Genomic DNA, 11,709 nt, shown 5'->3' on the forward strand with positions numbered 1-11,709 from the left:
TTGCTGACCTTGCCGTGCGGAGCAGAGGATGACTGGGATTTGGAGGAATGATCGCGGATGAGAATCCAGCCCAGTTCCGGCCAGCCGGCCTGGTGTTCCGGCAATGGATCGAGGCGGCCGCGCGTTGTGTTGATCACAGCCTCGATCCGGCTCAGATAGTGATCGACGATATCAAGGGGATTGCGGATCAGGCCGTCGGGCCAGTCTTCGTCGCTGCCGGCGATGCCGACCAGGAAGGCATCCTGCAGATCATTGGGATTGGTGAATCCGAGGTCCTTGGAGAGTTTGGCGGTGGCAGCCGAGGCGGAGAGCGGACCTTCGCTGAAATCGAGGTCGCCGCCTTCCCAGTTAAACTCCTTCTTCAGACGGTCCTTCACGGAGTCGATGCATGATTGCACCTGCAGGCCGTAGCTGCGCAATTCCTCCCGGTCGGTCCGGTTGGCGTCTGCAGGCAACTCGGTCATTTTCTTCTTCAGGTCGAGGAACAGTTTGCCGACATTCTCCAGAATCTCGTCCACTGTCTTGGCGCCGTACACCTTGTCGAACAGCTTCTCGCTATAGATCTTTCCGCTATACAGCGCCCGCATGTTGGCTCTGATATCCTTGCGGTAGGTACCGTCCGGGCCATAATCCCTGTCCAGCTCTTCCAGCGAACCCTGGGTCTGGGCCAGCGAGCGGTCGAGGCGCTTGATGTAACTGACCAGCAGATCGCGCATCGCCATGTTGTCACCGTCGTCGATCGGCAATTCGTCGATCTTTTCCAACAGATCCATGCGGGTCTCGCTGTACTCGTCGATCTTCGACGTCAGTTTGCTTCGCTCGCTGTCATAGGTCCGCAGCGCGTCTTCCCGGTCAGAGACGATGCCGGTTTCCGTCCGGCGACTGCCGGCCCGCTCATGCGGCGGCATATCCCGGACGTGGCGGACCAGGGCATAGGACACCACTTCGCCCGTGGTCATGTCGATCACGGGCATGCCGCGCGGTGGCAGCTCGAAGGTACGATCCAGGATGCCGGAGACCTTCTCTGGCGTGTGATAGGATTCCCGCTCTGCAGCGGAGAGCGGCTTGAAGCCGGAATATGCGCCGCTGATCGGTATGCCGCCTGTCGGAATCTGCATCTCTCGCCCTGTCGCTTCTGCTTTTGCACAGCAGGAGTTGCAGATGTCATGCCAGCAGGTTGCGGCGATTAACTATCAGGTAAGAGATTGAATCGGTTATGCCGCGATAACGCGGTATGCGTCATCGCATCGGCATTTCCTGCTGCGACGGAAAAATCTTCCCGGCAGTTATGGTGAATGAAAGCTTAGTCTGCCGGTGTCTGCGGGCCGAGCGTGCTGCCATCCCAGCCGCCGCCGAGCGCACGGTAGAGGCTGACATTGGCGCTGTAGCGGCCAAGCGCTGCCTGCACCATCGTGTCGTTGGCTGAGAAGACCGAGCGCTGCGCATCGAGCAGGTCGAGAAAGCCGACCGTGCCGGCGCGATAGCGCGCCTCGACGATGCGATAGGCATCGTTGGCCTGGTTGAAGGCTTCCGTCGCAAAGCCATACTGCCGTCCCGTATTGACTGTGGCGCCGAGCGCATCTTCGGTGTCGCGGAAAGCCGAGAGGATACTGGCGCGATAGGTTTCGTCCAGTTCCAGCTTCTGCGCGCGCGACAGCTGTTCGCCGCCTTCCAGCCGGCCGCCCTGGAAAATCGGCGCGGTCAGCGAGGCAGCAATCGAATAGACCATGGTGCCCGGATCGAACAGCGCGCCAGTGCTGCCGGCCTGCGTGCCGATGCGGCCGGTCAGGTCGAGACTCGGGAAACGCGCGGCGCGGGCGGCGCCGATATCGAAGTTGGCGGCGCGCAGATCGGCTTCGGCCTTGCGGATATCGGGCCGGCGCAGCAGCAGTTCTGACGGAAGGCCTGCCGTGACCGGCGGCAGCGTGATCGCGGCCAGCGTATTGCCCTGCACGACAAAGCCCTGCGGCGGACGGCCGAGCAGCACGGCGAGTGCGTCGAGCGTGGTGCGTTCGTTCTGTTCCAGACCGGCGAGCGTGGCGCGCTGCGTCGCCACATTGCTGCGCTGCTGCGCCACTTCGTAATCGGTGATGGCGCCGTTGGTGCGCTGGGTTTCCAGCAGATTGAGAATGCCCTGCGCCACGCCCAGCGTCTCGTTGGCCAGCCGGATACGGTCGCGCAATGAGAGCAGCTGGAAATAGGTGCTGGCGATATCGGAATAGAGCGTGATCGCCACGGTTTCGCGGTTATAGCGGCTCGATTCCAGCCGGGTCAGCGCCGCCTCGGCCGCAGCGTCGTTGCCGCCGAACAGGTCGATCTGGTAGCCGGCGGTGAGGTCGCCGCTGAAGCTGTTGCGGATGATGTCGCCGCGGCTGCCGGTCGTCGTGGTCGTGCTGCTGCTGGTGAGCGACTGGCGGCCCTGGCGCGTGCGGCTGGCGCCGGCATTGGCGCCCAGCGTGGGATAGAGGTCGGCGCCAGCGATCTTGGCCTGGGCTTCCGACTGGCGGATGCGGGCGACCGCCACGCGCAGATCGGTATTGTTGGCCTGCGCCTCGGCGATCAGGCGGTTCAGCTCGGCCGAGCCGAAGCCGGTCCACCAGTTCGAGTCGGGCCAGACATTCAGCGCATCCTGCCGGCTGTCCCAGGCTTTCGGCGTTTCCACCGTGGGCTTGAAATAGTCCGGCACCATCGAGCAGGCGCTGACGGAGAGCAGCAGGACGGCGGCAGCCGTCAGGCGGGTGGAACGCAGCATGGGATTATTCCGCGGCGAGAGCGACGACAGGGTCGAGATCGGCGGCCTTGCGTGCCGGCAGATAGCCGAACAGCAGACCGGTGGCGAAGGCGCAGAGGAAGGCGAGCAGCACCGGTCCGGCCGAGAAGATCACCGGCCGGCCGAAATAGGCGAATACCCAGGTGACGGAGAGGCCCAATGCGACGCCGATCAGGCCGCCGAGCGTGCAGATCGCCAGCGCCTCGGAATTGAACTGCAGCATGATGTTCAGCCGGCGCGCGCCGGTGGCCATGCGCACGCCGATNNCCGCCGACCAGCAGCGAGATGGCGGCAATCGAGCCGAGCAGGATGGTGAGGGTGTTCTGGGTTTCCATGGCGGTTTCGATGATCGAGGCCATGTTGCGGATCTGGAAATCCTCGGCACGATGGCGCGCCATCAGAAGCTGCCGTATCTCTTCCTGCGTGTCATTGATCCGCGTCACATCCTGCACCTGGACTGTGATGGTGCGCACATAGCGCTGGCCGAAAAGCCGCAGCATGCCGGTGGAGAGCGGCACATAGATGATATCGTCCTGGTCGGCTCCCCAGGGGGTGGCGCCCTTGGGCGACATGATGCCGATCACCTGGAAGGGGATGTTGTTCAGCAGAACATAGCGCCCAATGGGATCGGTGCCCTCGAACAGGTTGTTCACCACGGTCTGTCCGATCACCGCCACCGGCAGGTAGGATTTCACGTCGCTTTCCGAGAAGAAGATGCCTTCCGCCACCGGCCATTCGCGGGCGATAGGGAAAGGCGCGGTGGTGGAGTTCACCTGGGTGACATAGTCGCGCGCGCCGGTGCGCACGGTGACATTGCCGGTATATTCCGGCACGGCGGCCAGGATGTTATGCACTTCGGCCGAGATCGCCTCGGCATCTTCCGCGGTCAGCGTGGCAGTCACGCCGCCGGCCTGGCGGATGTTGGGCGCGCCGGGCCGCACCAGCAGAAGATTCGTGCCCATGGCGGTGATGCGGTCGAGCACCGACTGTTTGGCGCCGTCGCCGATCGCCAGCATCGCCACGACCGAGGCCACGCCGATGATGATGCCGAGCAAAGTGAGCAGCGTGCGCAGCAGGTTGCTGCGCAGCGCCTGCAGGGCCATGCGGCCGGCTTCCATCACATCGAAGGGTGCAAAGCCGGCCTTGCGGCTGCGCTGCAGGCGTTTCGGCTGCATGGGGGACTGCGGATTCGGCTCGGCATGCTCGACCATACGGTCGGAGACGATATTGCCGTCCTTCAGCTCGATGATGCGGTTGGCCTGCGCTGCCACGTCGTGGTCGTGCGTGATCAGCAGAATCGTATGGCCCTGGGCGTTGAGATCGTGCAGCAGTCGCATGACTTCTTCGCCGCTTCTGCTGTCCAGCGCGCCGGTCGGCTCGTCGGCCAGGATCACGGCGCCGCCGTTCATCAGGGCGCGGGCAATCGAGACGCGCTGCTGCTGGCCGCCGGAAAGCTGCGTCGGCTTGTGATCCAGGCGGTCGGCGAGGCCGAGCTGCGTCAGCAAGGCTTCCGCCCGTTTCACCCGGTCGCCATGCGGCAGGCCGGCATAGATCGCCGGCATCTCCACATTGGCGGTGGCACTTTCGGTCGGCAGCAGGTTGTATTGCTGAAAGATGAAGCCGAAAGCCTCGCGGCGCAGCAGGGCGCGACCATCGGCATCCAGCGCAGCAACTTCGCTGCCATCGAAACGGTAGCTGCCGGTGCTCGGACGATCCAGCAGGCCGATCAGGTTCATCAGGGTCGACTTGCCCGATCCCGACGCACCCATGATGGCAACGAATTCGCCGGCATGAATGTCCAGCGAAATGCCGTGCAGCACCTCGACACCCAGGGTGCCGCGGTAATAGGTCTTGCGGATGTCGCGCAGGGAGATCAGCGGCGCGGGGTTTACCGCGTCGGTGGTCTCTTTGCCCGGGAGCATCACGTTCATGCTGCTCGCGTCTCCGTGACAGCTACAGGCGCGGCGGACGCGACGGCGTCGCCGGCGGCCGGGCATTGACGACGTCGATCACCACTTCGTCGCCGGCTTTCAGTCCACTGGCGACGGCGGCATTGACGCGGTTGCTGGCTGCGACATCGACGACGCGGCGGGCCGGCTGGCCATTCTCGATCACGCGCAGGGCGTAGCGGTTCTTGCCATTGGGAAGCGGGCGAAGCGCCGCCATCGGCACCACCGGCAGGTTCTCGGCCCTGGAGACGACGAAGAAGACCTGCGCGCTCATCTGCGTCAGCAGATCCTTGTCGGGATTGGCGACATCGAACAGTGCCGAATACAGCACCACGTTGTTCACCACTTCCGGCGTCGGCAGGATCTGGCGCAGCTTGCCTTCGCGGCGCTTCTCCGGTTGTCCCAGTGTGGTGAAGTAAGCGGTCATGCCGATGGTCAGCTTCGGCACGTCGGCTTCCGAGACCTGGGTCTTCACCGTCATGGTGTCGAGATCGGCGATGCGCAAAACAATGGGCGCCGACTGGTTGGCATTCAGCGTCTGGCCCTGGCGCGCGGTGATATCCACCACGGTGCCGGTCATCGGCGCATAGATCTTGGTGTAGCTCAGATTGGCCTGGTCGGATTTCAGCGTCGACTCACCCTGCTGGATCTGCGCGTCCAGCACGGCGATCTGCGCCTGCAGCGATTTGCGTGCAGTCTCGGCGCTGTCATAGGCATCCTGGCTGGTGGCACGGCCAGCCAGCAGGTTCTTCTGGCGGGCGAACTGGCGGTCGGCCAGACCGAGCTGCACCTGTTTGTCGGCCTTCTGCGCGCGCAGGGCCTGCAGGTTGGCGATGTCCGCCGAAACGCGGGCTTCGTAGATGGTCGGATCGATCTGCGCCAGCAGCGCGCCTTTCTCTACGCGTTCGCCGAAGTCGACCAGGATCGTGCGGAGCTGGCCCGACACCTGGGTGCCGACATCGACATAGTTCAGTGGCTGCAGCACGCCGACGGCGGAGACCGTGTCCTCCACATCGCCCAGCGCCACGGTCTGGGTGCGGAAACTCGGCTTGGTGTCGGCGCGGGCCGACCACAGCCACCAGGCGCCGCCGCCGAGCAGGGCGAGGGCGACAAGCGAGGAGAGGACGAGGGGTGTGCGTTTCATCATCTGGGTTATGGGCCGTTTCCTCATTCAAACGGAAGCAGCTTCTGATTCCTGCGCGCTGACCGGCAGGCGATATGCTTTCTGCGTGGTGTCTGTTGCCGGGATGCCACGTTTACGGAATTTATATGATAATGACTTGCAGAATCATTAGCGATGATGTTAAGCCATTTTCGTTTCGCAGCACGTAGCCCCGACGTGAAGCAATTGGGGGGAGGCGGAGTTCTCCGCAGCCTCAGATAACACGTTGCGTCGACTGGACTTTTTCCAGGCCAGGCGCGACCGGGTGAGCCAGGTCCGGTGGTTTCTGCCCCCGACCCGGCAGCCCGGTTTGAACCCTGAGGTGAAAGAAAAAATGACGATTCATCCTGCTTTCCACGCCGATTCCACCATTGGCCGCCTGCGGTTCGGCCGCGTGACGCCGCGCATGCTGGGTGCCGCCTCCGCCGTCGCCATCTCCGCCGTTGGCCTGCCGGCAGTCGCCCAACAGGCCGCCCCGCCGGCGCGGCTGCCCGCCATTTCGGTCGAGGGTCAGAAGCCGGCCGAGGAAGGCTACAAGGTCGACCAATCGGCCTCGCCGAAATTCACCGCACCGCTGCTGGAGACGCCGAAATCGGTCACCGTCATTCCGCAGGAACTGATCCAGGAGCGCGGTGCCACCTCGATGAGCGAAGTGCTGCGCACCACGCCGGGCATCAGCCTAGGCGCCGGCGAAGGCGGCACCGCCATCGGCGACCGCGCCTTCATCCGCGGCTTCGACGCGCTGAGCAGCACCTATGTCGACGGCCTGCGTGATACCGGCGCGCAATCCCGCGATCCTTTCAACCTCGAACAGGTGGAAATCACCAAGGGCACCAACGGCACCTTCGTCGGCCGCGGCTCCACTGGCGGCACCATCAATCTGGTCAGCAAGACTGCCAAGGCGCAGGATTTCAATGCCGGCAGCGCCACGCTGGGCACCGATCTGACCAAGCGTCTGACGGTCGACATCAACCGCGTCATCGACGGCAATATCGGCATCCGCCTGAATGCCATGGCGCAGGATTCCGAAGTGGCCGGCCGGGACGAGATCGAGGCCACCAAATACGGCTTCGCGCCGACGGTGACTTTCGGCCTCAACAAGCCGACGCGCCTGACGCTCAGCTACTATCATTACCAGCTGGACGACATCCCGGATTACGGTCATCCGTTCGATCCGAGTACCGGCAAGCCGGTGGCAGTCAGCCGCGACAATTTCTACGGCCTGGTCAACCGTGACTTCCGCGAAACCTATTACGATGGTGCGACGGCGCGGATCGAACACGATCTGTCCGACGCGATCACCGTCAGCAACACCACCCGCTATGTCTATGCTGAAAATAAATACATCGTCACCAAGCCGAACCTGTCGGCAGCGCAGCTGGCAGCCGGAACGGTCGCGCGCGAAAGCCGCAGCCGCAACGCCGACACCGAAACCATCGTTAATCAGACGGACGTAAAGTCCGAGTTCGAAGCCGGCGGCTTCAGGCACAGCGCGATTGCAGGTATCGAACTGTCGCGTGAACAGACTGCCAATCGCGGCTATGCGCTCGATCCAGCCACCGTCACCGGCGACAGTCTGTACAATCCGAACCCGTCGGACCCCTATGCCGGCACGATCGGACCGTCATCCAGCTTCGCCAATTCCACGGTGAATACGCAGGCGGTCTATGTGCTCGACACCATCGCCCTGGCCCCGCAGTGGGATCTCAATCTCGGCCTGCGGCTGGACAACTACGACACCAATTCGGTCGGTGCGAATACCAACGGCGCCTTCAATGTCGGACGCCATGACACCTTCCTCAATTACCAGACCGGTTTGGTCTACAAGCCGGCGTCCAATGGCAGCGTCTATGCCTCCTACAGCACCTCGTCCAATCCGTCGGGCGGCAGCGGTGGCGAAGGCGGCGACGAAAGCAGCCTGGGCGCCACCAACGACAGCCTGAAGCCGGAAGAAAATGTGACCTATGAGCTCGGCACGAAATGGGAAGTACTGAACCGTAAGCTGGCATTGACGGCGGCTGTATTCCGTACCGAGAAGGAAAACGCCCGCGTCTCCGGCATCAACAACACGGCGGAAAACCTGCCGGTCGGCAAGCAGCGCGTCGATGGCTTCGAAATCGGCGCCAGCGGCAACCTGACCGACAAGTGGAAGCTGTTCGGCGGCTATACCTTCCTGAAGAGCAAGATTGTCGATGACGGCCCGAATGCCAGCAACGATGGTCACGAGTTTCCGAACATCGCGCCGCACAATATCAGCCTGTGGACGACCTATGACCTGACTGCCGACTGGACTGTCGGTGCCGGTGCGATCTGGATGGCGGAACGGTACGCCAATGCGGCCAATACCTACCGCCTGCCGAACTACTGGCGGTTCGACGCCATGGCTGCTTACCGGATCACGCCTGACGTCGATCTGCAGCTCAACGTGATGAATATCTTCGACGAAACGATCTACGACTCCACGCATAACGGTCAGTTCGCGCCGGTCGCTCCGGGGCGGGTGGCGCTGCTGACGACCAATTTCAAGTTCTGACGTGTAACCGTGTAAAACCGCGCAGGAATCGCGCGCCCCGCTCGTGTCAAAAACCGGGCGGGGCATTTCCGTTTCAACGGGAAGGTCTTGCCGAGGGGAAGCGAACCATGATGTTGCACATACCTGACGTGCTGACCAAACAGCAGGTGGCGCATTGCCGCCAGATCATGGATGCCGCCAGCTGGATCGACGGCAATGCCACATCCGGGCATCAATCCACCCTGGCCAAGAACAACATGCAGCTGCCCGAAACTGCGCCCGAGGCGCGCCAGCTTGGCGACATTGTGCTTGATGCGCTGGAAAAAAGTCCGCTCTTCATTTCGGCGGCCTTGCCACTCAAGGTCTTTCCGCCGCTGTTCAACCGCTATGCCGGCGGCCAGGCCTTCGGCACGCATGTCGACAATGCGATCCGCAGTTTCCCCAACTCCGACTTCCGCATCCGCACCGATCTGTCCTGCACGCTGTTCCTGGCCGAGCCCGAGGACTACGACGGCGGCGAACTGATCGTCGAGGATACCTATGGCGAGCATCGCGCCAAGCTGCCGGCAGGCGATCTGGTGCTCTATCCCTCCACCAGCCTGCATCGCGTCACGCCGGTGACGCGCGGCGCCCGCGTGGCATCGTTCTTCTGGCTGCAGAGCATGGTGCGCGACGACGGCCAGCGCAACATGCTGTTCCAGCTCGACACCTCCATTCAGCAGCTTGTGCAGCGGCTCGGCAACGGCGATCCGCAGGTCGTGCAGCTCACCGGTATCTATCACAACCTGCTGCGGCGCTGGGCCGACAGCTGAAGAGTCGCATCATGGCCGCAAAATCGAAGAAGACTTTCCGCTACTGGCTGCAGCAAATCCATCTCTGGACCGGACTGGTGCTGCTGCTGCCGCTGCTGCTGATGGGCATCACCGGTGCGGTGCTGGTCTATGCCCATGATATCGAACATCTGCTGGGGCAGGGCGAGCCGCAGGCCGTCACATCCGGCGAGTGGCGCAGCCCGGCCGAGATCGTCGCCGCGGCGCAGGCCGCCAATACCGAAGCCGGCCGCATTCCGATCGCCGTGCGCTGGCCCGCCGGGATCGGCGATCCCGCCGCCGTGCGCCTCTCGCGCCCCGGCATGGCCGGCGAACGGCCGCAGCTGCGCGGCGGCCAGCAGCAAGGCAACACGCAGGGCGCGGTCCCGGCGGTCAGCCCCTTCGCCGGCAGTTTGCAGATCCTGGTCGACCCGGTGTCGCTGCAGGTTCTCGACAGCCAGCAGACCATGGGCGGCTGGGTGCGCTTCTTCCATGACCTGCATGGCCGTCTGCTGATCGGCGGCGGACTGGGCCGCGAATTGGTCGGCTGGCTCGGCATCGCCATGCTGGTGCTGGGCACCACCGGCATGATCATCTGGTGGCCCAGAAGCGGCCAGTGGAAAAACGCCTTCAGCTTCCGCTGGAAGACCAAAGGCGTGCGGTTTCATCGCGACCTGCATGGCGCGGTCGGCATCTGGAGTCTGGCGATCTTCCTGCTGGTGAATTTCACCGGCGTCTATATCGCCTTCCCGCAGCAGGCCGGCGCCGTGATCAACGCGGTATGGCCGGGTCGCGACATGCGGGCCGCCATGTTCCAGGCCCGTGTCGAACGGCCGCAGCCGGGCCAGACGGCGATTGCGCTGGACGATGCCGTGGCGCTGGCGCTGAGCCACGCGCCCGACGCGCGTTTCCTGAATGCCTTCCTGCCGTCGCGACCGGATCAGGCACTGCGTATCGGGCTGGTGCGCGGTGGGGCGGAAGACGGTGCGCCCGGTATCACCGTGCTGATCGACCCCTGGCGCCACAGCGTGATCGACGTCTTCGATCCGCAGACCTTCTCCACCGGTGAAACCATCATCGCCTGGCAACGCGCCCTGCATTACGGCACCGGCCTCGGTGGCACCTACAGGTTCTTGGTTTTCCTCTCGGGCGTGATCATCCCGATTTTCGCCGTCACCGGAACGCTGATGTGGTGGCTCAAGCGTCGCAACCGTCGCGCCACCGAACTGGCCAGGCAGGCCGTGCTGCGCGAGGCTGCCGCGGGAAGCCGCGCGGCGGAATAAAAAGGCCTGTCACAAACTCGCCGGCTGCCCCGTCTTTGCGGTATCTGATACAAGGATACCGTCATGACCGGCCCGGGCATTTCAACTGACGCAGACGGCACCGCCATCTTCGAGCGGCATCGCCGCCGGCTGTTCGGCCTGGCCTATCGCATGCTGGGCAGCGTGGGCGATGCCGAGGATGCCGTGCAGGATACCTACCTGCGCTGGCACCGGACCGACCGCAGCCTGATCCAGACTCCGGAAGCCTGGCTGGTCACCGCCTGTACCCGGCTCTGCATCGACCGGCTGCGTGCCGCCAAGCTGGAGCGCGAGACTTATCCCGGCACCTGGTTGCCGGAACCGCTGGTCGAGCTGGAGGTCTCGCTTCCGAATGCCGAGGATGCGCATGAGATGGCCGACGACCTGTCGATGGCCATGCTGATGGTGATGGAACGCCTGACGCCGGCCGAACGCGCCGCCTATCTGCTGCGCGAGGCTTTCGATTACGACTATCCGCAGATCGCCGTGGCGCTGAAGAAATCCGAAGCCGCCTGCCGCCAGCTGGTCAGTCGTGCGCAGAAACATCTGAAGGACGCCCGGCCGCGTTTCGAGGCCGATCAGGCCGCGGCGCGCGATCTGGCGAAGAAATTCGCCGCTGCCACCCGGGCCGGCGATGCATCGCTGTTTGCCGGATTGCTGGCCGAGGATGCGATGCTGTGGAGCGATGGTGGCGGCAAGGCCTCGGCGGCGATCAACGTGATCCACGGGCCGGACAAGATCGCGCGCTTCTTCGTCGGCATCGCCGGCAAGATGCCGGCTGGCATCCGTCGCGTCGTCGCCGTCATCAACGGCCAGCCGGGCTGGATCCTGTTCGACGGCGACAGGCCTTATCTGGCACTGGCAATGGATATCGTGGGAGAGTCCTTGCGCAACGTGTTCATCGTGCGCAATCCGGACAAGCTGGCGCGGCTCAGTGTCTACGCGCCGCAGGCGCGGTAGTCGTATTACCGTCATCCTCGGGCCTAGAAAGCTTCTTCTTGGCCGAGGATCCCTTTTTCAATGTTTAATGGGATGCGCGGATCAAGTCCGCGCATGACAAAAAGGGCTCAGACGTAGATGTCGACATGGCGGCCGAGTTTGCCGCGCACGGCACGCAGCACTTCGGCAAAGGTGCGGCGCTTTTTCGGCTGTTGCGCCGCGCGCTCCGCATCGCCCAGCCGCAAGGCGCGCTGCCACAGCCGCTCT

General features: G+C 63.8%; 7 protein-coding genes and 1 pseudogene. 4 read left to right on the forward strand and 4 right to left on the reverse strand.

From position 1 onward, the window contains the following. The 4 genes and pseudogenes from CTR53_RS02600 to CTR53_RS02620 form a co-directional block, all read right to left on the reverse strand. Positions 1-968 (reverse strand): hypothetical protein (locus CTR53_RS02600; protein WP_290809194.1); only part of this gene is annotated, 968 nt, incomplete at its 3' end. 335 nt (positions 969-1,303) lie between these two features. Next, positions 1,304-2,752, reverse strand: a complete 1,449-nt coding sequence (locus CTR53_RS02605) for an efflux transporter outer membrane subunit (RefSeq protein WP_290809196.1) — start codon at positions 2,750-2,752, stop codon at positions 1,304-1,306. A gap of 4 nt (positions 2,753-2,756) precedes the next feature. Then, a pseudogene (locus tag CTR53_RS02615) lies at positions 2,757-4,692 on the reverse strand (MacB family efflux pump subunit). Positions 4,693-4,723: 31 nt separating this feature from the next. Next, entirely contained in the window at positions 4,724-5,863 is a 1,140-nt protein-coding gene (locus CTR53_RS02620) for an efflux RND transporter periplasmic adaptor subunit (protein ID WP_290809198.1), read from the reverse strand. Positions 5,864-6,215: 352 nt separating this feature from the next. On the opposite strand from CTR53_RS02620, the gene CTR53_RS02625 reads away from it, so the two are divergent. The 4 genes from CTR53_RS02625 to CTR53_RS02640 all read left to right on the forward strand — a co-directional run bounded on the left by CTR53_RS02625 (position 6,216) and on the right by CTR53_RS02640 (position 11,463). Next, positions 6,216-8,414, forward strand: coding sequence for a TonB-dependent siderophore receptor (locus tag CTR53_RS02625; RefSeq protein WP_290809200.1), 2,199 nt, complete (start codon positions 6,216-6,218; stop codon positions 8,412-8,414). Positions 8,415-8,521: 107 nt separating this feature from the next. Beyond that, entirely contained in the window at positions 8,522-9,205 is a 684-nt protein-coding gene (locus CTR53_RS02630) for a Fe2+-dependent dioxygenase (protein ID WP_290809202.1), read from the forward strand. An 11-nt stretch (positions 9,206-9,216) separates the two neighbouring features. Then, positions 9,217-10,485 carry a PepSY domain-containing protein gene (locus CTR53_RS02635; RefSeq protein ID WP_290809204.1) on the forward strand — a complete coding sequence of 423 codons (1,269 nt, stop codon included), beginning with the start codon at positions 9,217-9,219 and terminating at the stop codon, positions 10,483-10,485. A gap of 63 nt (positions 10,486-10,548) precedes the next feature. Next, complete coding sequence (locus tag CTR53_RS02640; RefSeq protein ID WP_290809206.1) at positions 10,549-11,463, forward strand: RNA polymerase sigma-70 factor; 915 nt, start codon at positions 10,549-10,551, stop codon at positions 11,461-11,463. Positions 11,464-11,709: the final 246 nt, after the last annotated feature.

The organism is Ferrovibrio sp., assembly GCF_002796975.1.
Taxonomy (GTDB): Bacteria; Pseudomonadota; Alphaproteobacteria; order Ferrovibrionales; family Ferrovibrionaceae; genus Ferrovibrio.